The sequence below is a fragment of the Eleftheria terrae genome, assembly GCF_030419005.1.
GTDB lineage: Bacteria > Pseudomonadota > Gammaproteobacteria > Burkholderiales > Burkholderiaceae_C > Caldimonas > Caldimonas terrae.
Genome location: NZ_CP106951.1, coordinates 3,676,407 through 3,698,475 on the forward strand (window position 1 = coordinate 3,676,407; position 22,069 = coordinate 3,698,475).

Genomic DNA, 22,069 nt, shown 5'->3' on the forward strand with positions numbered 1-22,069 from the left:
GGCGGCTGACGCCTCAACGCCGCTCGACCACCATCGGCACCAGCTTCAAGGCGTCCTGCAGCCGCAGGGCGGTGCTGGCGGCTTCGGCGCGTGTCGGGTACGGGCCGGCTTGCAGCCGGAACAGCGCGGTGTCCTCGAAGATGCCCAGGACCGGCTTGAGCCAGTCCAGTTCGCCGCTGACGCGGCGATGGAAGCTCTCGGCACCCGAGCGTTGCCGGAACACCCCCAGCTGCACCCAGAAGCCCGTCGGCGCGGCTTCGCCCGGTCCCGGGCCCGTCGTGGTGGCACTCGCCACCACGGGGGCGGGCGTTGCGTTCTCCACCACGGCCGCAGCCTGGGGGGCCGGTGCGGCCGCGGGCGCTACGGGCGGAGCGGCCGCGGGCGGCTCCGCCGGGGGAGGCGCCGGTGGATCGGCCGCGACCGGCTCGCTGCGGGCGACCGTGGTCGCATCCGGCGGGGCCTCGCGGCGCCAGGTGCCGGCACGGATCTCGCCGTGCGTGAGGCGCTCCACCTCCACTTCGGCACTGCCACGTTTCAGGAAACCGAGCTTCAGCGCGGCCGCGTAGCTGACATCGATGATGCGCTTGCTGTGGAAGGGGCCGCGGTCGTTGATGCGGACCACCACCTCGCGTCCGGAGGCCACATGCCGCACCCGCGCATAGCTGGGTATCGGCAAGGTCGGGTGGGCGGCCGACATCGCGTACATGTCGTAGACCTCGCCGCTGGAGGTGCGGCGGCCGTGGAACTTGCGGCCGTACCAGGAGGCGATGCCTCGCTCGCGGTAGGGCCGGTCCTCGACCACCGGGACATAGTCGCGTCCGGCCACGCTGTAGGGGCGGTTCGCGGCGCGGGCCAGCGGCTCGACGCGGGGCTCGGCATCCGGCAGGTTGGCCAGGCCGGGCGGGACGTTGTCGCCGGGGCCGTCGGCACCCGGCGCACTGGCCGGCCGCTTCGACGGGCCGGGGCCGGAAGCGCAGCCGACCAGGGCGAGCAGGGTGGCCGCCGCCAGTGCGGAGGCGAGCCGGCACAGCCGGCGCGGCGGGAAAACAGGCGAATCAGACATGGCGCGAGCGTAAACGAGCCGGCGCAGCGCATTCCAGCCACCGCCCGGCCAGCGCGTCAGCGCTTGTGAACGATTGCCGCCTGGCCGCCCTGGCGTGGCGCGAGGCAGTGCGCCAGGCAGGCTGCCGGCGGCGTGCGGGCGGCCGTCGAACGTTCCGCAACCTTCTTTACGGCCAGCAGCGGCAGTGCCCGTCCGGGGCGCCGGCACCCTGGGAACGGCAACTGCTGCAAGCCGGCGGTCAACAACGGAAAGGAGTGCAACCGTGCCCAGCCCTGCTTGCGGCCGCCCCGCGTGGCCACGGAGGACCGCCGATGCTTGAGTGGATCATCCAGGTCATCACCGAACATGGCTACTTGGCGGTGCTGCTGCTGATGTGCGCCGAGAACCTGTTCCCGCCGCTGCCGTCCGAGCTGATCATGCCGTTCGCCGGCTTTGCCGCTGCCCGCGGCGACCTCGGCCTGGCGGGGGTGGTGGCCAGTGGCACGCTCGGCTCTTTGCTGGGGGCGCTGCCCTGGTACCTGGCCGGCCGCCGCCTGGGCAGCGAGCGCCTGCGGCGCCTGGCCGAGCGCCATGGCCGCTGGCTGGCGGTGTCCGCCGAGGACCTGGACCGGGCCGAGGCATGGTTTCAGCGCCATGGCGCGGCGGTGCTGGTGCTGGGGCGCATGGTGCCGGGGGTGCGCACGCTGGTGGCGGTGCCGGCCGGGCTGGCGGCGCTGCCATGTCGGGCCTTCCTGGCCTGGTCGCTGCTGGGCTCGCTGCTCTGGACCAGCCTGCTCACGGCGGCCGGCTACCTGCTGGAAAGCCAGTTCGAGGCGGTTGCCGGCTGGCTCGATCCGGTGGCCAAGGCGGTGTTGGCGGTCCTGCTGCTCACCTACCTCGTCCGGGTGCTGCGCCTGCGCCGCCGGGGTGCTGCCGGCTCAAACGCTGGCCGGGGGTGAGCACGTCGATTCCCTGCCAGGCAGCGGCACATGGCGATGGACCTCCCGCGCCAGCGCGGCGAGGTCCATCGGCTTGCTCAGGTAGGCGTCCATCCCGGCATCGCGGCAGGCCTGCTGGTCGGCTTCGGTCACGAGCGCGGTGGCGGCAATGATGGGGAAGTGCCGCAGCTGGCCAGCGGCCTGGCGGCGCCGCAGTTCCCGCGTCGCATCCAGGCCCGAGAGACGGGGCATCATCACGTCCATCAACACGCCGTCCGGGGGACATGCCTGGCAACGGTCCACCGCGGCCTGGCCGTCATCCACCACCTCGACCTCGTAGCCCAGCACCTTCAGCATCTCGCAGAACAGGTGCTGGTTGACCTCGTTGTCGTCGGCCACCAGCAGGCGCGGGCGGCTCTCGGCGGAGCCGCTCCCGGCGCGCTCGTGGGGCGCCGGCGCTGCCGGCCGTGCGGCATGCCGCGTCAGCCCCACCAGCTGACCGGGGCTGAGCGGCAGTGGCAAGGTGAGGACGTCGCCCGGCATCGCCGCAGCCGCATCGGTGTCTTCCTGCAGCGGCGAAAACACCATGGCGGTGCCGGGGCCCAGGTGGCGACGCAGGCGGGTGAAATCCGCCGCCGTCACGCCGAACATCGGACAGCCCAGCGCCAGGGCGGGCGCCGGCTCCGGCTGCGGTGCGTTCAGTGCGTCGCAGGCGTCATCCACCGTGCCGAGCACGCGCACATGCCAGCCCAGCCGTTGCAGCCGGCGGGCGAGCGATTCATAGACGACCGGTGGCTGGCCGATGAGCCAGGCCTCCGCGCCCCGGGCGTCGGGCGGGTCGCGCGGCTCATGCGGGCCATTCCCGGGCTGGCAGTCGAGGTGGAAGTCGGCACGGACCAGCAGGCCTTCGCCGGGCAATCGATCGACCTGCAGGTGCCCCTGCAAGGCGTCGCAGGCTTCACGCACCTGCCACAGGCCGTCGATCTCGGCCGGCCCTTGAGGCGCCTGGCCGGGCGCTGCCAGGGCGGAGAAGAACGAGCTGTCAGCCTGCAGGCCCGAGCCGGCGGCCGCCACCTGCAGCTGCAGCCGCAAGCGGTCTGGCGCGCGGCGATCGCCCTGCACAGAGAAGAACACGCTGCCCTGCCGCGCCGCGTCGATCGCCCGGCCCACCAGGTAGTGCGCCACCCGCTGCACCAGGGCGGCATCGGCCGCCTCGGTCTGGGGCCAGTCGCCTTCATAGTCGAAGAAGAACTGCACCTGGCGTGACAGCGCCCTGGACAGGTGGTCGCGGCCCACGCGGGTCAGCATTTCGCTCAGGTCGACAGGGGAGTTGGCATCCGCTGGCATGGAGGTTCTCTGGAGGGCCGGCTAGGGGGCCCGGTGCGCCGGGCGGCCGGGTGGGCCTGCTTCCCGGCAACCAAAGCAAGTGACATACCTGTGCTGTGGCCGGGACGCCGGCGCGCGCTGGGCGCCACGGCCGTCGGGCGGGGTCGGGTGATGATGCAGCCGGGCGCAGGCGCCTCAGTCCAGGCCGCCGCGCCGGCTGTATTCGCTCCACGCGAGCCGGGCAGCTTCCTGCAGGTGTTGCGGTGCGCGGCTCAGCTGCAGATGGCAGATCCAGTGCTGCAGGCCGTCATCGACTTCCGACGACCACTGGTCCTCGCGTGCGAACTGCGCCAGGGCGCCGACTCCGTCAGTGCGGCCGGCCTGCAGGGTCAGCCAGCGGCCAAAAAGGCGTTTGCGGGGAGTCGTGTAAGCCATCGAGAAAGCGCCGGGAGGTCAAAAAAGGTGGCGCAGTGTCCCACCGGCGCAAGCTGCTGGCTGTAGGCCAAGCGCTGACACGAGGGCGTCGCCGCGCAAGGCGACGGTGTGCCGGCGCTGCGCAGCGTGCGAACAGCGGGAAAGGCGGAAGGGCGCGGCAAGCGGCACCGTTCAGGCCGGCCGCCTGTGATCAACCGACAGGGGCGGCGTTGTGCAGACGACGAGGGCGTCTGGCAAGAAGGTGGCGCGCCCGGCTGGGATCGAACCAGCGACCCTTGGCTTCGGAGGCCAATACTCTATCCACTGAGCTACGGGCGCAAAGACGCATATCTTAACCGCTAAAGTGGTTTGTGCATGACGCAACCGCACTTTGTCGTTGCAACGGGCAAGTCGGCGCCCTCGACGTGTCACGGGCGCGACGGCGGTGCACCCTATCCGGCTGCCAGAGGGCGGCCCGTATAATCCCGAGGTTTTGCAGCGCGGATGCCCGCCCCACCAACATACGCTCCCGCAGTCGAGGATTTGAGCCCATGAGCGACAAACACAACGCCCACGACGAACACGACGGCCCGCACGAGGGCCCGATCAAGACGCCCAAGCAATTGATCGTTGCGGTCATCTTCTCGTTCCTGGTTCCCATCGTCGGCATCTTCCTGCTCGTCACCTTCGTGGTGGCCGACAAGAAGCCCAATGTCGGCAGCGACGCCTTCAGCGAAGAGGCGGTGGCCCGCCGCATCCAGCCCATCGGCTCGGTGGACCTGAAGGATGTGTCGGACCCGAGCACGCTGAAGGCGGGTGTCGACGTCTTCAAGGCCCAGTGCGCGGCCTGCCACGCCACCGGTGCTGCCGGTGCTCCCAAGCTGGGTGATGCCGAGGCCTGGGGCCCGCGTGTCGGCAAGGGCTATGACGCGCTGCTGACCTCCGCACTGAAGGGCAAGGGCGCCATGGGCCCGCAGGGCGGTGGCGACTTCAGCGACCTGGAGATCGGCCGGGCCGTGGTCTACATGGCCAATCAGGCAGGCGGCAAGCTGGAAGAACCGAAGGCGGCTCCTGCTGCCGCGGCTGCAGCGTCGGCCACCGAGCCGAGCCCGCAGGACAACCAGGCCGCGCAGAATGCCGCCGCCGCGGTGGCCGCGGCCGCCAAGGGAGCCGAGGCTTCTGCACCTGCAGCCGCCGCCGATGCACAGGCCGCTGCCGCCGTGCCGGCGCTCTATACCCAGGCCTGCCAGGTCTGCCACGCTGCTGGCGTGGCCGGTGCGCCGAAGGTCGGCGACAAGGCCGCCTGGGCACCTCGCCTGGCACAAGGCGTGGACGGCCTGACCGCCAGCGCCATCAAGGGCAAGGGCGCGATGCCGCCCAAGGGGGGTGCCGCCGGCGCTTCCGATGCCGACATCAAGGCGGTTGTCACCTACATGGTGAACGCTGCGAAGTGAGCGGAATCGCTTCGATCTGAACAAAGGCCGGTCCGTACCGGCCTTTGTCGTTTCTGGGCGGCCGGCAGGCCGGTGCGCCGCCGGCAGGGCAGGGGCCCGGGCGCGTGCGCCTCGGCGGCAGCCTGTCAGTGGCGGTCTTGCTGCGGGCTCAGCTGGTAGCCGAAGCGACGCGGGAACTCGGCGAAGGCCTGCTTCTGCGGCGTCCAGTCGCCGGCCTCGACGGCCTGGGCGGCGGCCTCCATGTCGAGGCTGTGCACGATGCCGAAGCCGAGGTCGGTCTCCAGGAAGAGCCGGTCGTGCTCGTCGATCCAGGCCGATGCGAAGCGCGCCGGCGCGCCGGTGTGCGCGCAGATGAGCACGGGGCCGGCGGGGTCGGCCTGCAGGCGCCACACCCAGGGTGCGGCTTCCAGCTCGACATAGACGCGCTGCGGGCCGTTCTGGAAGAACCAGCCACCCTGCTCGTCGGCCGCGTAGTTGCGGTGGATGAATTCCTTGAGCTTGTCGTGCGTGATGCGGCTGCCCTTGACGGCCGGAAAGGCGCCGGCCGCCTGGATGCGTTCATCGCGCATGTACCAGTCGCCACGCGCGTCGAGCGCGAGCCAGCCGTGGCAGGCCGGCACGTTGGGCCACTTCTTCAAGGCAGCCCTGACGATCTCGTCCATCGTTACACCCCCGATCACGTCAAACCTGCATCGTCGCTCAAAGCTGTTGCTGCATCCAGTTCAGCACCTGCTCCGGGAGTGTCAAGACGTGACCAGGCCAGCGGCCCGAGGGGAAGCCCACATGGCCGCCATGCGACGGCTGCCACAGCGTGACGCAGGGCCCGACGTCCTGCTGTCGTGGCAGGCTCTCGGCCGGCACGAAGGGATCGTTGCGGGCATTGAGCACCAGCGCCGGCACGCGAATCAGGTGCAGCAGCGGCTTGGCGGACGCGCGCGCCCAGTAGTCGTCGGTGTCGCGGAAGCCATGCAGGGGCGCGGTGAAGATGTTGTCGAACTCGTAGAGGTCGCGCGCCGCAAGCAGCCGCTCGCGATCGAACAGGCCGGGGTGCTGTGCGAGCTTGCGCAGCGCCTTGGGCTTCATGCTCTTGAGGAACATGCGGCTGTAGACCAGCTTGTTGAAGCCGCGGCCGATGGCCGCGCCGCCAGCGGCGAGGTCGATCGGCGAGCTGACGGCACAGACCGCCTTCACCACGCCGGCGGCGCTCTCGCCAGCCTCTTCGGCCCAGCGCAGCAAGGCATTGCCGCCAAGCGAGACGCCCACCGCGAGCATCGGCCCCGCATGGGCCGCACGCAGGCGTCCCAGCATCCAGCCGATCTCCTCGTGGTCGCCGGAGTGGTAGGCGCGGGGTGCCAGGTTCAGCTCGCCCGAGCAGCCCCGGAAATGCGGCACCGCATAGTGCCAGCGATGCCGGCCGGCCCAGTGCGCAAAGGCCTCGGCATAGTGGCTGCGCGAAGAGCCCTCCAGGCCATGGAAGAGCACCAGCAGGGGCGCCTCGGGCGGTGGCGCCTCGCGCGCGTAGACCAGCCGGTCGACGTCGATGAAGTCCTGGTCGGGGGTCTGCCAGCGCTCGCGGGCATACAGCGGCTGCGGTCCGAGGAAGCGGCGCGAGAACAGCGCCGGCCAGATGGTCTGGACATTGCCGCCCACCGGCCCGGAGCCGGTCAGCCAGCGCGGTGCACGGTAGGCCAGCATGGGCGCCCGCTCAGTGCAGCAGGGCCGCCTGGGGGGTCGCCAGGTCCTGCAGTTCCTGGGCGCTGCCCGGGCTGGCATGGTGGCAGACCAGGCGCCAGCCCTGCGGGCCCTTGACATAGACATTGGTGGCGACGACGTGCGCGGTGCGTGGGCCGTCGGCGCTGCTGAACTCCACCTTCTCCAGCACGCTGTGCACCGCCGTGGTGAGGGTCTGGATGCGCCTCACCTTGTCGGGCCGGGCGTGGATGGCACCGCCGCCACCGAACATCTGCTCGAAGGCGGCGCGGATGGCGGCCGCCCCGACCAGCCTCGGGCCGCCGGGGTGCACGCAGACGATCTCGTCGTCGTCGGACCACACCGCCATCAGCTTGTCGATGTCGCCCTGCTGCAGTGCTTCGTAGAACTGGGCTTCGGTGTCCTCGGGCGAGGCGAGCAGGGCGATCGGTTGCAGCATGGCGAGGCGATGGGCGGAGGGAAGGTCAGGGGAAGACGATGGTCTTGCGGCCGTTCATGAGCACGCGACGCTCGACATGCCAGCGCACGGCCCGTGCGAGCACCACGCATTCGACATCGCGCCCGACGGCGGTGAAGTCTTCCGGGCTCAGCGAATGGTCGACGCGCTCGACATCCTGCTCGATGATCGGGCCTTCGTCGAGGTCGGCTGTCACATAGTGAGCCGTCGCACCGATCAGCTTGACACCGCGTTCATGCGCCTGGTAGTAGGGCTTGGCACCCTTGAAGCTGGGCAGGAAGCTGTGGTGGATGTTGATGGCGCGGCCCTTGAGGAAGTCGCAGAACTGCGGGCTCAGGATCTGCATGTAGCGGGCCAGCACGACCAGGTCGATCTCGTGCTCGCTCACCAGCTGCTCCACCTGCTGCTCCTGTGCCCGCTTGGCCTCGGCCGAGGCGCCGTTGGGCAGCGGCAGGTGGTGGAAGGGCAGGCCGTAGCTCTCGGCCAGCGAGGCGAAGTCCGGGTGGTTGGAGACGATGGCCGGGATGTCGACCTGCAGCTGGCCGGAGCGCCAGCGGAACAGCAGGTCGTTCAGGCAATGTCCGTGCTTGCTCACCATGATCAGCAGGCGTGGCTTGCGCGCCAGCGCGTGGAAGCGCGCGTCCATGCCGAACTGCTGGGCGACATTGACGAACAGGCGGTCCAGCGTGGCGACATCGGCCAGGTGGGACGGCGCCTCGAAGTGCACCCGCATGAAGAACAGGCCGGTGCCGTCCGCATCCTGCACGTCGCCAAACTGCTGAGAGTCGATGATGTTGCAGCCGGCCTGGTAGAGCAGGCCGGAGACGGCATACACGATGCCTTTGGCGTCCTTGCAGGACAGGGTCAGGATGAATTCTCGGGACGGGTTCATGAGGATGGCCTTCTGGAGCCGGGATTGTAGAAGCCGGCCGGCCGCGGGCCCGGCCGGCGCGCCGGCTCAGGACGCCTCGGCTTGCGTCTGGCGGGCCCGGATGGCCTGGCGCAGCTTGCCGCGCACCAGGTCGATGTGCTGGCGCAGCGCGTACAGCTCGTCGGCATACGACAGCGGCACGCTGATGTGGGCGGCTCGGTTCTCGACCTCGTCGAGCTGCTCCAGCAGCTCCTGGGTGCGGGTCTCCGGCCGTGCCAGCGCCTCCTCGATCTCGCGCAGGCGGGCGTACCAGCGGAACACCCGCGAGCGCACCCGGAACTCGTAGAGCGGCGGCACCAGCCGCGACAGCGGGATCAGCACCGCCACGATGGACAGCAGTGCCACCCACATGCGGTCGATCAGGTTGGACACCCAGAACGGCAGGTAGCGCTGCAGCCAGGGCGCGCCGTTGCGCAGGTAGCGCTGCGCTTCCTGCGCCACCGGCAGGTCGGTGTTGACGGCATTGGGGAATTCGCCGGCCCGGGCGAACCAGCCGGCCTCGCCGTGGATGCGGCCGGCCGCCTGCATCAGCAGCTGCACCAGGGCGGGGTGGACGCCTTCGCGGGCCACCAGGGTTGCGGTGGGAGCGATCAGCTGGGTGTCCTGGCCGGGCAGGTCGCGGCCGAGGTCGACCACCCCGCGCGGCAGGGTCACGGCCGACAGGTGCTTGAGCTTGCGCGCATAGGCCTGTGCCTGCGAGAAGCTGAAGAGGCGGATGCCGGGCGTCTGCAGCAACATCTGGATCAGCGGCGAATCAGGTGCGGAGACGAACAGCATCGCGTCGGCACGGCCTTCCAGCAGGTCCACCACCGCCGGCGTGTTCTCCAGGTGCGAGAGCTTCAGGCTGTGCGGGTCGAGCGCGTTCAGCTCCAGCAGTTCCTCGGCCAGCACCTGCACGCCGCTGCCGGGCGAGCCGCCGTTCAGGCGCCAGCCCTTCAGCTCGGTGAGCGACTGCAGGCGGGGACGCTTCAACAGGCGCCGGGCGCTGTCTTCGCGGTAGAACAGCCACACCGGCTCGTAGAACAGGCTGCCGAGCGAGACCAGCCCCAGGTCGGGCGGCTCCGCGTCGCCGCTCGGGCGGCGCCAGGTGCCGCCCTGCACGAAGGCGATATCGACGCCGGAATCGGGCCGTTGCAGCAGCTGCAGGTTGTCGGCCGAGCCGCCCGAGGGCCGCAGCTCCACGGTGATGCCATAGGGCGCAAGCAGGTCGCGGTAGCGCCGGCCGAGCACCTCGTAGGCGCCCTGGGCGCTGCCGGTGGCCATCACCAGCCGCTTCGGCGGGTTGGGGTCCAGCACCCAGTAGGCACCGGCCATCAGCACCAGCGCCACCACGATGAAGGGCGCTGCCGCGGGGATCAGGTCCCGCAGCGACAGCAGCAGCTGCTTGATGCGCGAATAGCTCATCGCGCCTGCCCGGGCCGCGCTGCGTGCCAGGGCCCGGCCGGGTGGCACCGGCCGGCGGCGTGGCGCGTCAATGCCCGTGCACCTTCTCGCCGGCCTTCAGCTTGTAGAGCGTACCGCAGTAGGGGCAGCGCGCCTCGCCATCGGCGGCCACGTCGAGGAACACCCGGGGGTGGTTGCTCCACAGCGGCATCTTGGGGTTGGGGCAGAAGACGACGCCGGGACCCTGCAGGTCCTTGGCACTCACTTCAACGACGGATTTGACGAATTCGCTCATCGGGGGGCGTCCTTATGGGGGTCAGACCAGGGTCAGCCACTCGGCGTACTTGGCGTTGCGGCCGTTGACGATGTCGAAGAAGGCGCTCTGGATCTTCTCGGTGATCGGCCCGCGCTGGCCGGCGCCGATGGGCAGGCGGTCCAGCTCGCGGATCGGGGTGACCTCGGCGGCGGTACCGGTGAAGAAGGCCTCGTCGCAGATGTAGACCTCGTCGCGGGTGATGCGCTTCTCGACGATCTTCAGGCCCAGGTCGGCGCAGATGGCGAAGATGGTGTTGCGGGTGATGCCGTTGAGCGCACCGGCCGACAGGTCGGGCGTGTAGACCACGCCGTTCTTGATGACGAACAGGTTCTCGCCGGCGCCCTCGCTGACGAAGCCGGCCGTGTCGAGCAGCAGGGCCTCGTCATAGCCTTCGTCGGTGGCCTCCATGTTGGCCAGGATGGAGTTGGTGTAGTTGCTCACTGCCTTGGCCTGCGTCATCGTGATGTTGACGTGGTGGCGGGTGTAGCTGGAGGTCTTGACGCGGATGCCGCGCTTGAGGCCTTCCTCGCCCAGGTAGGCGCCCCAGGCCCAGGCGGCGATCATCAGGTGGATCTTGTTGCCCTTGGGGCTGACGCCCAGCTTCTCCGAGCCGATCCAGGTCAGCGGGCGGATGTAGCAGCTGGCCAGCTGGTTGGCGCGCACCACTTCCTTCTGTGCCTCGTTCACCTGCTCCTGGGTGAAGGGGATGTTCATGCGCAGGATCTTGGCGCTGTTGAACAGGCGCTCGGTGTGCTCGCGCAGGCGGAAGATGGCGGTGCCCTTGGCGGTGTTGTAGGCCCGCACGCCCTCGAAGGCGCCGCAGCCGTAGTGCAGGGTGTGGGACAGCACGTGGATCTTGGCGTCGCGCCACTCCACGAGTTGGCCGTCCATCCAGATCTTTCCGTCGCGGTCGTCCATCGACATCACGGGCTCCTCAATCTATCGGGTCTCGAAGCGGGTCATTCTACTTTTGCCAGTCATCCTCCATCGAGCTGCTTTTGATGCGTCGCTTGGCGTGCGGGCCACCCCCGTGGCGCAGCGCATCCCCGACAATGCGGCCGGGGCCGCGCCACGCTGGCCTGCAACTCTTCGAGAACCTGTCGTGCCTTTGTCTTTCTTGCGTCCCGCGTTGCTGTCGGCCGTCATGGCCGTGGCCTTTCTCGGTGGCTGTGCCACCTCCTCGGTCCCCGACCATTCACCGAAGCCCCCATTGAAGCGGGTGGCCGTGCTCCCGGTGCTCCCGCCGGGGCAGCTGAGCACGGAGAACCGGAACCTGATGGTTGGCTGGGGCGTGGCATGGCTGGACAACCGCTACAAGAGCAGTGTGTTCGCGGAGAAGATGAGCGAGATGTCGGCGACCAGCGGCCGGAAGTTGACCACCGCCTTGATGGAGCAGCTTTCCAAGCAGGGTTTCGCGCCAGAGCTGGCCGAGTCGCCGCCAGCTCCGCCGGACGACCCGGGACATGTGGACTACGCCCGGCTGGCGACGCCCCTGCCTGTCCTGCATGTGACGATCCAAGACATGGGTATGTATTCAAGCAAGCTTTCGCTGTACTACCTGCCGCGCATCAACGTCTGGGCCGGCTTGATGAAGCCGAAATCTGAGGACGACCTGTTCTCCGAGGATTTCTACTACGGCGCTGACGCGCGGGGCGAGAAGTACTGGAGCCTGCCGAGCGATGCGAAATACCGCTACGCCACCTTCGAGGCCCTGATGGCTCGCCCCGACGAAGTGGTCGAGGGCTTCGACCGTGGCATCCAGGCGCTTGCTGAACGGATCGCGGAGCAGCTCAGGCAGCGCTTCGACCCGACCGATGCGTCCCCGGTAGCCGGCGCCGCATCGGCGGCGCGCTGAGGCGGCTTCGGGCCCGCCTCACATCGAGGCCGGGTCCTGCGCCCCGGGCCGGCTCAGCTCCCATGCCTGCACCTTGCCGCCCCTGACCTCCACCGTCACCTGCGAGCCGCCCGGGTCCGACCAGCGGTAGCGCTCGGGCGCATCACCGAGCTTCTCGCCCAGGCTGCGGGTCAGCAGCACCAGCTGCATCATGCGCATGCCGCGGTGCAGGCGGGCATTGAGCATCACTGCGCTGTCGATGTAGCCGATCGGCGCGCTGCCGGCCTGGCGCATCACGCGCACCGCCTTGTTGAATTGCAGGATCAGCCAGAAGACGATCATGCTGAAGGCCAGCAGCAGGCCTTGCCAGCCGTAGCTGCGCCAGCCGATCACGAGTGCCGCGAGGGCCAGGGCCCATCCGATCCAGGGGTTCATGGCGTGATGGTAGAGCGTGTGCCGCGGGAACTGATTGTGGATGACCGCAGGCCGGCGCCGCGGCGGCGCCGGCGCCGCAGCCGCTCAGCCCGGGCGGCGGGCCGTGGCGACGGCTTCGGCCTCGCGCCGGCCGACCCGCCCGGTGCGCAGCGCGTCGGCCCAGTCGCCGCGGCCATGGGCTTCGGCCTGCCGGGCCGCGATGTCCCAGTCATAGGCCACCGCGCGCAGCTGCGCGGACCAGCCGTGCCGGCCTTTCTCCAGCATGGCGTAGCGGGCGTGGGGGCTGCCGGTCTCCATCAGGTGCTCGTGCGGGTGCGAATCGTCATAGGCTGGCAGGCCGACGCTGCCGGGGTTGACCACCAGCCGGCCGTCGTCGAGCCGGCAGATGCGCGGCATGTGGGTGTGGCCGCAGACGATCACCGCGGCCTCGGCACTGCCGGCGCGCGCCAGCACCTCCGCATGCGTGGCCGCCCGCACGCCGCGCGAGCCGCGCTCGCCGAAGTCGGCGCCCACTGTTTCCAGGAAGTACTGCAGGTCGCTGGAGGGCGTGCCGTGGCAGCACAGCACCTCCTGCTGCCAGCGCAGTGCGGCCGGCAGCGACGCCAGCCAGGCGCGCTGCGGCGGCGTGAGCCGCTCGGCCGCATGGCGGTCGCTGGCGCCCATGCCGTCCAGCGGGCGCAGCACCTGCCGCTCGTGGTTGCCGCGAATGGTCGGCAGGGCCAGCGGTATCAGGTGGTCGGCCGTCTCGCAGGGCCACAGCGGGCCCGAGACGATGTCGCCCAGGTTGAGGATGGCGTCTGCCCCGCTCGCGGCGATGTCGTCCAGCACCGCCTGCAGGGCCGGCAGATTGCCGTGGATGTCGGACACGACTGCGAACCGCATGGCCATCCTCCTCGGAAGCGCAAATGGGGTGTTCGGCCGGCGCCGGGGCGGCGGCTCAGCGCGCCGGCTTGCTGCGGGCCTGCTCGACGCGGGCGATGCGCAACTCGAAGCCGCTGTACCACTGCTGGTGGCCCAGGCGTTGCGCCTCCAGGTGCTCGGCATGCGCCTTCCAGGCGGCGATGTCGTCCAGCGAACGCCAGTAGGACACGGTGATGCCGAAGCCGTCGGCGCCTCGGCAGCTCTCCACGCCGAGGTAGCCGGGCTGGCCGGCGGCCAGCTCGGCCATGCGCTCGGCCATCTCGCCGTAGCCGGCATCCCCCGGCGTGCGCAGGCTGCTGAAGATCACGGCGTAGTAGGGGGCGGCGGGCGTGCTGGCAAACGGGCTCATGCAGAAAGTGTAGGCCGAGCCAGTGCAAATGGGGGATGGAGCTGCCACCGGGAAAGCTCTAGCATGCCGGCACGCCCGCTGGCTGCGGCCGGCGTGGCATGCACCATTCGAATGAAGACGGAGAGGGTCGTTCCCATGTTCAAGAAACTCGCGCTGCTCGGCACGGCGGCGCTGCTGCTGGCTGCCTGCGACAGCCGCACCGCGCAGGAGAAGGGCCAGGACCTGGCGAAGGAAAAGCTCGACTTCGTGCAAGGCATCGGCAATGTCGTCAAGGGCCAGGGCAAGGACCTGGGCAGCACCGTGGGCGAGGGCGTGGGCAATGTCGTGACGGGCCTCGGCAAGGGCATCGACGTGTCCACCCAGGCCAAGCCGGTGCGGCTGGCCGACCCCGCGGTGGCCAAGGCCGTGCAGGTCACCCGCGCGCAGGAAATGCCGCCGGCCGCGGAAGGCGGCAAGAGCAAGGGCATGAGCGTCTATGTGGTGTCGGAGGAGGGCGTCAATGCGACGCTGCGCCTGCTGGCGCTGTCGGCCGGTGCCGAGGTGGGGCGCAGCACCGCCAAGGTGAAGATCGCCAAGGGTGACGCGAGCTATGTCGACTTCGAATTCGATGAGCGGGTGCCGATGGGCTCGGTCGACCAGTTCACGCTGGCGGTCGTGCAGCCCTGAGCCGGGTGTCGGGACCGCGCACGCCGGGTGCGTGCGCGCCGGGCGCCGGCCCGGGACAGGCTGCCCGGGCGCCTGCCATCATGCGGCCAGCTCCCGCACCAGGTCGATGGCCTGCTCGACCCGCTCCACCGCGTGAATCTCCAGCCCTTCGATGGGCTTCTTCGGCACATTGGCCTTGGGCACGACGGCGATGCCGAAGCCCAGCTTGGCAGCTTCCTTCAGCCGCTCCTGGCCACGCGGCGCGGGCCGCACCTCGCCGGCCAGGCCGACTTCGCCGAAGGTCAGGAAGCCGCGCGGCAGCGGCCGGCCGCGCAGCGAGCTCTGGATGGCCAGCATCACCGCCAGGTCGGCCGCCGGCTCGCTGATGCGCACGCCGCCGACCGCGTTGACGAACACGTCCTGGTCGAAGCAGGCGATGCCGGCATGCCGGTGCATCACCGCCAGCAGCATGGCCAAGCGGTTCTGCTCCAGTCCCACGCTCAGGCGGCGCGGGCTGGGGATGGGCGAGCTGTCGACCAGTGCCTGCACCTCCACCAGCATGGGCCGTGTGCCTTCCAGCGTCACCAGCACGCAGGAGCCGGGCACCGGCTCGCCGTGGGTCGACAGGAAGATGGCGCTGGGATTGGCCACGCCCTTCAGGCCGCGCTCGGTCATGGCGAACACGCCGATCTCGTTGACCGCGCCGAAGCGGTTCTTGAAGGCCCGCACCAGCCGGAAGGCGCTGTGCGTGTCTCCTTCGAAATAGAGCACCGTGTCGACGATGTGCTCCAGTACGCGCGGGCCCGCCAGTGCGCCTTCCTTGGTGACATGGCCCACCAGCACCATCGAGGTGCCGGTGGCCTTGGCGGTGCGGGTCAGCTGGGCCGAGCATTCGCGCACCTGGGCCACCGAACCGGGCGCGGAGGTGAGCTGCTCGGAGTAGACCGTCTGGATGGAGTCGATCACCGCCACGGCGGGCTTCTCGGCCTCGACGGTGGCCAGGATCTTCTCCAGCTGGATCTCGGCCTGCACCCGCACCCGAGAGCCGTCCAGCCCGAGCCGCCGTGCCCGCAGGGCCACCTGCGCGCCGGACTCCTCGCCGGTGACGTACAGCGCCTTCATGTGCTGCGACAAGGCGTCCAGCGCCTGCAGCAGCAAGGTCGACTTGCCGATGCCCGGGTCACCGCCGATCAGCACCACGCCGCCGGGCACCATGCCGCCGCCGAGCACGCGGTCGAGCTCGTCGATGCCGGTGGGCGTGCGGGCGATGTCGACCGCCTCGATGTCGCCGAGGCTGGCCACCGGGGCCGACTTCGCCAGCGCCTGGAAGCGGTGCTGGCGGCTGCCGCCCTCGGCCACCGTTTCTTCCAGCGTGTTCCAGGCATTGCAGTGCGGGCACTTGCCCAGCCACTTGGGGCTGGTGCCGCCGCATTCGCTGCAGGTGTAGACCGTCTTTTCTTTCGCCATGCCGACATTGTCGGCGATGGCCGGGTGCCGTTCAGGTCGGCGCGGCGGCCTTGAGGCCCTGGTACCGCTGCTCGAGTTCCTGGCGCAGCTGCTTGCGCACCTTGGCCGCCTCGCTGCGGCGCACTTCCTCCGCGGTGGACGGCGACAGCGGGGGCACGGCGGCCGGCTTGCCCTCGTCGTCCACCGCCACCATGGTGAAGAAGCAGCTGTTGGCGTGGCGCACCACCTGGTTGCGGATGTTCTCTGCGATGACCTTGATGCCCACCTCCATCGAGGAGGTGCCGGTGTGGTTGATGGACGCCAGGAAGGTGACCAGCTCACCGACGTGGATGGGCTGGCGGAACATCACCTGGTCCACCGACAGCGTGACCACATAGCGCCCGGCATAGCGGCTGGCGCAGGCATAGGCCACCTGGTCGAGCAGCTTCAGGATGGTGCCGCCGTGCACATTGCCGGAGAAGTTGGCCATGTCGGGCGTCATCAGCACGGTCATCGACAGTTGGTGGCTGGGCAGGTCCATGGGGCGGCGGCCTTCGGCGGCGAAAACGGTGAGGGTTCGATTGTGGCGCCTCCGAGCAATTGCTTCACCTGTGCATGAAATACCGCCATCCCCGCGGGCGATGGCGGGGCGGCGGCCGCCCGCCTCGCCCGTCAGCCGGCCGGTGCGGGTGCCGGGCCGGCGGCGGCCGCCGCCCGGGTGAAGAGGCCGGTGATGCGGTTCAGCAGCCGTGCGGGCCAGGGGCGACCCGCGGGACCGGCCACCGCCAGCGCCGCCTCGGTCTCGGCGCCGAGCAGGGTGCCGCTGCCCGGCAGCAGCTGCAGGCGATCGCCGGCGTGCAGGAAATGGTCCTGCAGGTCGCCGCTGCGGGTGATCCAGATGCGGCCGTGCACCACCTCCAGCGTGGTGGTACGCGACAGCGGCAGGTGCATCAGCTGCCCGGGCGACAGCTGTAGCGTGAGGTGGGGCGAGGGCTGGGACATGGCGGCTTCCTTTCTGGCGGGCGTCTGGACAACGAGGCGGTGTGCTGCCAAGTATTCGCAAGCGCCAGCCGATCGGTAAGGCGCAGCCTGCGCCAAAACAGGGCAGTACAGATGCGCTGCCGTGTGTCTGTACTGGCGACAGAACGGCACATCTGTACCTGTGCGCTCCCTCCGCCGGCCCGCACAATGAATGCATGGATACGGCTCGTTCGACTGGCGCTTCTGTACCCACTGCGGCTCCCGACGCAGGTGACCCGGCCGTGCCGCTGTACTTGCGCATCGCCGCCTCGCTGGAACGCGCCATCACCGGCGGCGCCATTCGTCCCGGCGACCGCCTGCCATCGGTGCGCCAGCTCAGCCAGCAGCACGAGGTCAGCCTGACCACCGCGCTGCAGGCCTACCGCAACCTGGAAAACCGCGGCCTGGTGCTGGCGCGGCCCAAGTCGGGCTATTTCGTCGCGCCGCGCCGCTACACGCTGCCCGAGCCGCAGGTGGACCTGAGCATCGCGGGCGCCTCCTTCGTCAGCATGGACCATGTGCTGCACGAGTTCCTGACGATGGTTGACCATCCGCTCGCCGCGCCGTCCTTCAATGCCGCGCCGGCCCGCGCGCTGCTGCCTGAGGCGAAGCTGCAGCACCTGCTGGCGGGGGTCAACCGGCGCCATCCGGAATACGCGTCGAAGTACCAGATGGCCGGCAGCCCGGCGCTGCGCCAGGAGATTGCGCGGCGGGCCGTGACCTCGGGCGTGCACCTGCATCCGGACGAGATCGTCATCACCAATGGCGGCATGGAGGCGGTCTACCTGGCGCTGAAGTCGGTGGCCTCGCCGGGCGACACCATCGTGCTGGAGTCCCCCACCTATTTCCACCTGCTGCAGTCCATCGAATGCCTGGGCATGCGGGTGCTGGAGATCCCCAGCCATCCGCGCGACGGCATCTCGCTGGAGGCGCTCGACTTCGCCACCCAGGTGCCGGGGGCGGTGAAGGCCTGCGTGCTGCTGCCCAACTTCCCCAACCCGATGGGCAGCCTGATGCCGGTGGCCCACAAGCGGCGGCTGGTGCGCATGATGGCCGAGCGCCGCATCACGCTGATCGAGAGCGACATCTATGGCGAGCTGTACTTCGGCGAGCAGCGGCCACCGGTGCTCAAGAGCTTCGAGACCGAGGGTGACGTCATCCTCTGCTCGGCCTTCACCAAGACGGTGGCGCCGGGCTACCGCATCGGCTGGGTGGCGCCGGGCCGCCACTTCCTGAAGACGCAGGCACTGAAGGTGCGCACCTCGGTGGCCTGCCCGCTGCTGCAGCAGGAGGTGCTGGCCCAGTTCATCCGGGACGGTGGCTACGACCACCATCTGCGCAAGCTGCGCGCCGCGCTCAAGACGCAGGCACACCAGATGGCGGACGCGGTTGCGCGGCACTTCCCGCCCGGCTGCCGGCTGAGCCGGCCGCAGGGCGGCCTGATGCTGTGGATCGAACTGCCGCGGCATGTCGATTCCCGGCAGGTATTTGCGCTGGCACAGCGGGAGCACATCGGCGTGGCGCCCGGCGCGGCCTTCAGCTGCGGCCGCCGCTTCGACCACTACATTCGCCTGCAGTACGGCGAGCCGTGGTCGCCGCGCATCGAGGCGGCCTTGCAGAAGCTGGGGCAGATCGTCAGCCGCCTGGCCGAGGCCGGCCCGGTGCGCGACGCCGCCATGGAGGCATCCGAAGGCACCGCCTTGCCGCTGGCGTCGTCCCCCGCCCGCGCCACGGACTACCGCGAGGTGCCGGCCTAGCAGCCCGGCGGCAGCGGCCCTGGCTGGCGGACCGCCTGCCCGCGGTGCTGGAGGCCAGGGGCGCCGGCCTGCAGGCCAGCGCCTGCCGCCCCGGCGTCAGTCGGCGCTGGCCACCGGCACCCGGGGTGCCACCGCGCACATCAGCTCGTAGCCCACCGTGCCGGCGGCACGGGCCACTTCGTCGATCGGCAGCTGCGTGCCATGCGGGCCCTGGCCCCACAGCGTCACGTCGCTGCCGCAGCCGGCATCGGGCACCGGCGTGAGGTCGACCGTGATCATGTCCATCGAGACGCGGCCCACCAGCCGCGTGCGCACGCCGTCGACCAGCACCGGCGTGCCGGTGGGCGCGTGGCGCGGGTAGCCGTCGGCATAGCCGCAGGCCACCACGCCGATGCGCATGCTGGACGCGGCGGTGAAGGTGCTGCCATAGCCGACGCTGGCGCCGGCCTGCAGCTGCTGCACCGCGATCAGCCGGGAGCGCAGCGTCTGGGTCGGCCGCAGGCCCCAGTCGGCAATGCTGTGCTGCGGGAAGTCGGGCGAGGAGCCGTAGACCGCGATGCCGGGGCGCACCCAGTCGCCGCGCACCTCCGGCCGGCTGGCCGCCAGCCGCAGCGTGGCGGCGCTGTTGGCCAGCGTGCGCTCGCCCGGCAGGCCTTCGCAGGCCGCCTCGAAGGCGGCCATCTGGTGCGCCACGTCGCGCGGGCCGTCGGCGTCGGAGAAGTGCGTCATCAGCGTGATCTCGTCGACCTGCGTCAGGCCGCTCAGCCGCATCCACGCGGTGCGGAAGGCGGCCGGCTGGAAGCCGAGCCGGTTCATGCCGGAGTTGAGCTTGAGGAAGACCCGGTGCGGCCAAGTCGTCTTGTGGGTGGCCAGCCAGTCGATCTGCTCGTCGGTGTGCACCGTGTGCCAGAGGTTCAGGCGCGAGCACAGCTCCAGGTCGCGCGCTTCGAAGCAGCCTTCCAGCAGCAGGATGGGGCCGCGCCAGCCCAGCGCGCGCACCCGCTCGGCCTCGGCCAGGTCCAGCAGCGCAAAGCCGTCGGCGCTCTGCAGGCCGGGGTAGGCACGCTCAATGCCATGCCCGTAGGCATTGGCTTTGACAACCGCCCAGACCTTGGCATCCGGTGCGGCCGCGCGGGCCACCCGCAGGTTGTGGGCAAGGGCATCGGTGTGGATGAGGGCTTGGATCGGACGTGGCATGCATCGATTGTGCCAGCCGCTCCACGGAGGCTTTTTCGGTTCCGGCGGCTTCTCGCCGCATGGCGTGCGGTCGCCCGCGCGGGCGGGAAAGCCGCCCGTCCGCCATGCTATAAACCCGGGCGCGCCGTTCGGGGAAGGCCTGCCCGGCGCCATACCAGCCGAGGGGACCTCACACGGCAGCCTGGAGAAGCCGCGAGCAAGCAGTGACTGAATGAAAAAAGGCTTCTACACCATCATGTCGGCGCAGTCCTTCAGCTCGCTGGCCGACAACGCGCTTTTTGTCGCCGCGGTCGAATTGCTGCGCACCAGCGGCGCTGCTGAATGGCAGCGTGCGGCCCTGGTGCCGATGTTCGCCTTGTTCTACGTCGTGCTGGCCCCGTTCGTCGGCGCCTTCGCCGACTGCGTGCCCAAGGGCAAGGTGATGTTCATCTCGAACACCATCAAGGTCATCGGCTGCCTGATGATGCTGTTCGGCACCCACCCGCTGATGGCCTATGCCATCGTCGGCCTTGGCGCGGCCGCCTACTCGCCGGCGAAGTACGGCATCCTCACCGAGCTGCTGCCGCCGTCGCAGCTGGTCAAGGCCAATGGCTGGGTCGAGGGGCTGACCATCGCCTCCATCATCCTCGGCGTGGTGGTGGGCGGGCAGCTGCTGGGGCCGGACATGAGCGCGCTGCTGCTGGCCATCGACCTGCCGCTGGTCGATACCGGCGTGGACCAGCCGGCCGAGGCGGCCATCGCCTCGGTCATCCTGCTCTACATCCTCGCGGCCGGCTTCAATCTCTACATTCCCCGCACCTCGGCACTGCTGCAGCCGCTGCCCGGCACCCTGATGGAGCTGGTGCGCGACTTCCGCACCTGCAACCGCCGGCTGTGGCTGGACAAGCTGGGCCAGATCTCGCTGGCCACCACAACGCTGTTCTGGGGCGTCTCGGGCAACCTGCGCTACATCGTGCTTGCCTGGGCCGCGGCGGCGCTTGCCTACGACACCACGAAGGGCTCGCTGCTGGTGGGCGTGGTGGCGGTCGGCACGGCCGCGGGCGCGGTGGCCGCCTCGGTCGGCGTGCGGCTGGACCGGGCCCCGGGCGTGATCCCGCTCGGCATCGCGATGGGCCTGCTGCTGATCGTGATGAACTTCATCGACAACGTCTATGTGGCGGCGCCCTTCCTGATCCTGCTTGGCGGGCTGGGCGGCTACCTGGTGGTGCCGATGAACGCGCTGCTGCAGCACCGCGGCCACAACCTGATGGGTGCCGGCCGCTCGGTGGCGGTGCAGAACTTCAACGAACAGGCCTGCATCCTGGGGCTGGGCGCGTTCTACACCGCGATGACCAAGCTCAACATGTCGGCCTTCGGCGCCATCACCATTTTCGGCCTGGGCGTGGCTGGCACGATGTGGCTGATCAGGCGCTGGCACCAACGCAACCTGGTGCGCCATGCCGACGAGGTGGAGCAGCTGATGGCCCTGGCCCGCAGCGACCACCACTGACCCCCCGCATCCCTTCGAACCCCGGCCGGCCCGCGCCCTGGCGGCGCCCCGTCCCACTGTTTCCATGTCCGCTCCCGCTGCCTTGCCTGCTGCCACCCCGGCGGCGACCCTTCCCATCCTCGCGCTGATGGTCAACGCCCTGGTGTGGGGCCTGTCATGGTGGCCTTTCCGCCTGCTGCACACGACGGCCGGGCTGCATCCGCTGTGGGCCACGGTGCTGGTCTTCGTGCTGGCCACGCTGGTGCTGCTGGCCTGGCGGCCGGGCGGGCTGCGCCAGCTGGCGACGCAGCCGCAGCTGTGGATCCTGTCGCTGGCCGCAGGCTCGACCAATGCAGCCTTCAACTGGGGGGTGAGCACCGGTGACGTGATGCGGGTGGTGCTGCTGTTCTACCTGATGCCCTTGTGGAGTGCGCTGTTCGCGCGCGTGCTGCTGCACGAGCGTTTCACTACCCGCACCGTGCTGCGCATGGTGCTGGCGCTGGGCGGGGCGGCCATCGTGCTGAAGCCGCCGGGCGCCGACTGGCCCTTGCCGGGCAGCCTGTCGGACTGGCTGGGCCTGTTCGGCGGCCTGTGCTTCGCCTTCAACAGCGTGATGTTGCGCCGCATGGCGCCGCACACCCGGGAAGAGGGGCGGGCGGTGGCGATGCTGCTGGGCGGCATCCTGACCGCCGGCGCGCTGGCCACGCTGCTGTCCGCCGGCGGCAGCATCGCCTGGCCACCGGCGCCGCAGCCGCAATGGCTGCTGGTGGTGGGGATGCTGGGTGGCCTGTTCCTGGTGTCCAACCTGGCCTACCAATACGGGGCGGCCCGCTTGCCGGCGGCCGTCACCTCGGTGGTGATGCTGACCGAGGTGGCCTTCGCCTCGGGCAGTTCGGTGGCTTTCGGCAGCGCGGTACTGACCCCGCAGGTGCTGCTGGGCGGGGCCTTGATCGTGGCAGCGGCGGCGATGGCAGCGCTGGGGCCGGGGCGCAGTGGCGAGGCAGGCTGAGGACGCCGAGCAGGCGC

General features: G+C 70.1%; 24 protein-coding genes and 1 tRNA gene. 7 read left to right on the forward strand and 18 right to left on the reverse strand.

Going from position 1 to position 22,069, the window contains the following annotated elements; translation table 11 throughout:
- Positions 1-13: 13 nt before the first annotated feature.
- The gene (locus tag N7L95_RS16285) at positions 14-1,063 is read right to left on the reverse strand and encodes a septal ring lytic transglycosylase RlpA family protein (protein WP_301256307.1); all 1,050 of its coding nucleotides are present in this window, start codon (positions 1,061-1,063) and stop codon (positions 14-16) included.
- A gap of 311 nt (positions 1,064-1,374) precedes the next feature.
- Between N7L95_RS16285 and N7L95_RS16290 the strand changes: the two genes are divergently transcribed.
- Positions 1,375-2,001 carry a DedA family protein gene (locus N7L95_RS16290; RefSeq protein WP_301256308.1) on the forward strand — a complete coding sequence of 209 codons (627 nt, stop codon included), beginning with the start codon at positions 1,375-1,377 and terminating at the stop codon, positions 1,999-2,001.
- Here the strand turns inward: N7L95_RS16290 and N7L95_RS16295 are convergent.
- The 3 genes from N7L95_RS16295 to N7L95_RS16305 all read right to left on the reverse strand — a co-directional run bounded on the left by N7L95_RS16295 (position 1,981) and on the right by N7L95_RS16305 (position 4,059).
- Positions 1,981-3,327, reverse strand: a complete 1,347-nt coding sequence (locus N7L95_RS16295) for a response regulator (protein WP_301256309.1) — start codon at positions 3,325-3,327, stop codon at positions 1,981-1,983. The genes N7L95_RS16290 and N7L95_RS16295 overlap by 21 nt on opposite strands.
- 174 nt (positions 3,328-3,501) lie before the next feature.
- Complete coding sequence (locus N7L95_RS16300; RefSeq protein ID WP_301256310.1) at positions 3,502-3,741, reverse strand: hypothetical protein; 240 nt, start codon at positions 3,739-3,741, stop codon at positions 3,502-3,504.
- A gap of 242 nt (positions 3,742-3,983) precedes the next feature.
- Positions 3,984-4,059: transfer RNA gene (locus N7L95_RS16305), tRNA-Arg, on the reverse strand.
- A 212-nt stretch (positions 4,060-4,271) separates the two neighbouring features.
- Here N7L95_RS16305 and N7L95_RS16310 point away from each other — a divergent pair.
- On the forward strand, positions 4,272-5,174 hold the full coding sequence (locus N7L95_RS16310) for a c-type cytochrome (protein WP_301256311.1): 903 nt from the start codon (positions 4,272-4,274) through the stop codon (positions 5,172-5,174).
- Positions 5,175-5,299: 125 nt separating this feature from the next.
- On the opposite strand, the gene N7L95_RS16315 is transcribed toward N7L95_RS16310, so the two are convergent.
- The 7 genes from N7L95_RS16315 to N7L95_RS16345 all read right to left on the reverse strand — a co-directional run bounded on the left by N7L95_RS16315 (position 5,300) and on the right by N7L95_RS16345 (position 10,895).
- On the reverse strand, positions 5,300-5,836 hold the full coding sequence (locus tag N7L95_RS16315) for a DUF2946 family protein (protein WP_301256312.1): 537 nt from the start codon (positions 5,834-5,836) through the stop codon (positions 5,300-5,302).
- Positions 5,837-5,873: 37 nt separating this feature from the next.
- Positions 5,874-6,869: a YheT family hydrolase gene (locus tag N7L95_RS16320; RefSeq protein ID WP_301256313.1), complete on the reverse strand. Its 996-nt coding sequence runs from the start codon at positions 6,867-6,869 to the stop codon at positions 5,874-5,876.
- A gap of 10 nt (positions 6,870-6,879) precedes the next feature.
- A complete protein-coding gene (locus N7L95_RS16325; protein WP_301256314.1) occupies positions 6,880-7,323 on the reverse strand; it encodes a YybH family protein in 444 nt (147 codons plus the stop codon).
- Between the two features lie 25 nt (positions 7,324-7,348).
- Positions 7,349-8,233: a formyltetrahydrofolate deformylase gene (purU, locus tag N7L95_RS16330; protein ID WP_301256315.1), complete on the reverse strand. Its 885-nt coding sequence runs from the start codon at positions 8,231-8,233 to the stop codon at positions 7,349-7,351.
- Between the two features lie 66 nt (positions 8,234-8,299).
- A complete protein-coding gene (locus N7L95_RS16335; RefSeq protein WP_301256316.1) occupies positions 8,300-9,676 on the reverse strand; it encodes a TAXI family TRAP transporter solute-binding subunit in 1,377 nt (458 codons plus the stop codon).
- Positions 9,677-9,743: 67 nt separating this feature from the next.
- Positions 9,744-9,950, reverse strand: coding sequence for a zinc-finger domain-containing protein (locus tag N7L95_RS16340; RefSeq protein WP_301256317.1), 207 nt, complete (start codon positions 9,948-9,950; stop codon positions 9,744-9,746).
- 21 nt (positions 9,951-9,971) lie between these two features.
- The gene (locus N7L95_RS16345) at positions 9,972-10,895 is read right to left on the reverse strand and encodes a branched-chain amino acid transaminase (RefSeq protein WP_301256318.1); all 924 of its coding nucleotides are present in this window, start codon (positions 10,893-10,895) and stop codon (positions 9,972-9,974) included.
- Between the two features lie 178 nt (positions 10,896-11,073).
- On the opposite strand from N7L95_RS16345, the gene N7L95_RS16350 reads away from it, so the two are divergent.
- Complete coding sequence (locus N7L95_RS16350) at positions 11,074-11,826, forward strand: hypothetical protein (RefSeq protein WP_301256319.1); 753 nt, start codon at positions 11,074-11,076, stop codon at positions 11,824-11,826.
- 18 nt (positions 11,827-11,844) lie between these two features.
- Here N7L95_RS16350 and N7L95_RS16355 read toward each other — a convergent pair whose 3' ends face one another.
- The 3 genes from N7L95_RS16355 to N7L95_RS16365 all read right to left on the reverse strand — a co-directional run bounded on the left by N7L95_RS16355 (position 11,845) and on the right by N7L95_RS16365 (position 13,510).
- A complete protein-coding gene (locus tag N7L95_RS16355) occupies positions 11,845-12,240 on the reverse strand; it encodes a hypothetical protein (protein WP_301256320.1) in 396 nt (131 codons plus the stop codon).
- 84 nt (positions 12,241-12,324) lie between these two features.
- Positions 12,325-13,122 (reverse strand): metallophosphoesterase family protein, encoded by a 798-nt coding sequence (locus N7L95_RS16360; protein WP_301256321.1) that lies wholly within the window; start codon positions 13,120-13,122, stop codon positions 12,325-12,327.
- A gap of 55 nt (positions 13,123-13,177) precedes the next feature.
- A complete protein-coding gene (locus N7L95_RS16365) occupies positions 13,178-13,510 on the reverse strand; it encodes an antibiotic biosynthesis monooxygenase family protein (RefSeq protein ID WP_301256322.1) in 333 nt (110 codons plus the stop codon).
- Positions 13,511-13,645: 135 nt separating this feature from the next.
- Between N7L95_RS16365 and N7L95_RS16370 the strand changes: the two genes are divergently transcribed.
- Positions 13,646-14,176, forward strand: coding sequence for a hypothetical protein (locus N7L95_RS16370; RefSeq protein WP_301256323.1), 531 nt, complete (start codon positions 13,646-13,648; stop codon positions 14,174-14,176).
- Positions 14,177-14,254: 78 nt separating this feature from the next.
- On the opposite strand, the gene radA is transcribed toward N7L95_RS16370, so the two are convergent.
- From radA to N7L95_RS16385, 3 genes are all read right to left on the reverse strand, one after another.
- A complete protein-coding gene (radA, locus tag N7L95_RS16375; protein ID WP_301256324.1) occupies positions 14,255-15,622 on the reverse strand; it encodes a DNA repair protein RadA in 1,368 nt (455 codons plus the stop codon).
- A 31-nt stretch (positions 15,623-15,653) separates the two neighbouring features.
- Positions 15,654-16,142, reverse strand: a complete 489-nt coding sequence (locus tag N7L95_RS16380) for an acyl-CoA thioesterase (RefSeq protein ID WP_301256325.1) — start codon at positions 16,140-16,142, stop codon at positions 15,654-15,656.
- 131 nt (positions 16,143-16,273) lie between these two features.
- Positions 16,274-16,603: a DUF2917 domain-containing protein gene (locus N7L95_RS16385; protein WP_301256326.1), complete on the reverse strand. Its 330-nt coding sequence runs from the start codon at positions 16,601-16,603 to the stop codon at positions 16,274-16,276.
- A 260-nt stretch (positions 16,604-16,863) separates the two neighbouring features.
- Here N7L95_RS16385 and N7L95_RS16390 point away from each other — a divergent pair, with 260 nt between their 5' ends.
- A complete protein-coding gene (locus N7L95_RS16390; RefSeq protein ID WP_301256327.1) occupies positions 16,864-18,378 on the forward strand; it encodes an aminotransferase-like domain-containing protein in 1,515 nt (504 codons plus the stop codon).
- A 96-nt stretch (positions 18,379-18,474) separates the two neighbouring features.
- Here the strand turns inward: N7L95_RS16390 and alr are convergent, their stop codons facing one another.
- Positions 18,475-19,575, reverse strand: a complete 1,101-nt coding sequence (gene alr, locus N7L95_RS16395; protein ID WP_301256328.1) for an alanine racemase — start codon at positions 19,573-19,575, stop codon at positions 18,475-18,477.
- A gap of 211 nt (positions 19,576-19,786) precedes the next feature.
- On the opposite strand from alr, the gene lplT reads away from it, so the two are divergent.
- A complete protein-coding gene (gene lplT / locus N7L95_RS16400) occupies positions 19,787-21,064 on the forward strand; it encodes a lysophospholipid transporter LplT (RefSeq protein WP_301256329.1) in 1,278 nt (425 codons plus the stop codon).
- Between the two features lie 64 nt (positions 21,065-21,128).
- Positions 21,129-22,052, forward strand: coding sequence for a DMT family transporter (locus N7L95_RS16405; RefSeq protein WP_301256330.1), 924 nt, complete (start codon positions 21,129-21,131; stop codon positions 22,050-22,052).
- The last annotated feature ends 17 nt before the right edge of the window (positions 22,053-22,069 follow it).

Coding starts and splice junctions, on each gene's coding strand:
- N7L95_RS16285 (WP_301256307.1), bottom strand. CDS start 1,063: ATGTCTGATTCGCCTGTTTTCCCGCCGCGCCGGCTGTGCCGGCTCGCC.
- N7L95_RS16290 (WP_301256308.1), top strand. CDS start 1,375: ATGCTTGAGTGGATCATCCAGGTCATCACCGAACATGGCTACTTGGCG.
- N7L95_RS16295 (WP_301256309.1), bottom strand. CDS start 3,327: ATGCCAGCGGATGCCAACTCCCCTGTCGACCTGAGCGAAATGCTGACC.
- N7L95_RS16300 (WP_301256310.1), bottom strand. CDS start 3,741: ATGGCTTACACGACTCCCCGCAAACGCCTTTTTGGCCGCTGGCTGACC.
- N7L95_RS16310 (WP_301256311.1), top strand. CDS start 4,272: ATGAGCGACAAACACAACGCCCACGACGAACACGACGGCCCGCACGAG.
- N7L95_RS16315 (WP_301256312.1), bottom strand. CDS start 5,836: ATGGACGAGATCGTCAGGGCTGCCTTGAAGAAGTGGCCCAACGTGCCG.
- N7L95_RS16320 (WP_301256313.1), bottom strand. CDS start 6,869: ATGCTGGCCTACCGTGCACCGCGCTGGCTGACCGGCTCCGGGCCGGTG.
- N7L95_RS16325 (WP_301256314.1), bottom strand. CDS start 7,323: ATGCTGCAACCGATCGCCCTGCTCGCCTCGCCCGAGGACACCGAAGCC.
- purU (WP_301256315.1), bottom strand. CDS start 8,233: ATGAACCCGTCCCGAGAATTCATCCTGACCCTGTCCTGCAAGGACGCC.
- N7L95_RS16335 (WP_301256316.1), bottom strand. CDS start 9,676: ATGAGCTATTCGCGCATCAAGCAGCTGCTGCTGTCGCTGCGGGACCTG.
- N7L95_RS16340 (WP_301256317.1), bottom strand. CDS start 9,950: ATGAGCGAATTCGTCAAATCCGTCGTTGAAGTGAGTGCCAAGGACCTG.
- N7L95_RS16345 (WP_301256318.1), bottom strand. CDS start 10,895: ATGTCGATGGACGACCGCGACGGAAAGATCTGGATGGACGGCCAACTC.
- N7L95_RS16355 (WP_301256320.1), bottom strand. CDS start 12,240: ATGAACCCCTGGATCGGATGGGCCCTGGCCCTCGCGGCACTCGTGATC.
- N7L95_RS16360 (WP_301256321.1), bottom strand. CDS start 13,122: ATGCGGTTCGCAGTCGTGTCCGACATCCACGGCAATCTGCCGGCCCTG.
- N7L95_RS16365 (WP_301256322.1), bottom strand. CDS start 13,510: ATGAGCCCGTTTGCCAGCACGCCCGCCGCCCCCTACTACGCCGTGATC.
- N7L95_RS16370 (WP_301256323.1), top strand. CDS start 13,646: ATGTTCAAGAAACTCGCGCTGCTCGGCACGGCGGCGCTGCTGCTGGCT.
- radA (WP_301256324.1), bottom strand. CDS start 15,622: ATGGCGAAAGAAAAGACGGTCTACACCTGCAGCGAATGCGGCGGCACC.
- N7L95_RS16380 (WP_301256325.1), bottom strand. CDS start 16,142: ATGGACCTGCCCAGCCACCAACTGTCGATGACCGTGCTGATGACGCCC.
- N7L95_RS16385 (WP_301256326.1), bottom strand. CDS start 16,603: ATGTCCCAGCCCTCGCCCCACCTCACGCTACAGCTGTCGCCCGGGCAG.
- alr (WP_301256328.1), bottom strand. CDS start 19,575: ATGCCACGTCCGATCCAAGCCCTCATCCACACCGATGCCCTTGCCCAC.
- lplT (WP_301256329.1), top strand. CDS start 19,787: ATGAAAAAAGGCTTCTACACCATCATGTCGGCGCAGTCCTTCAGCTCG.
- N7L95_RS16405 (WP_301256330.1), top strand. CDS start 21,129: ATGTCCGCTCCCGCTGCCTTGCCTGCTGCCACCCCGGCGGCGACCCTT.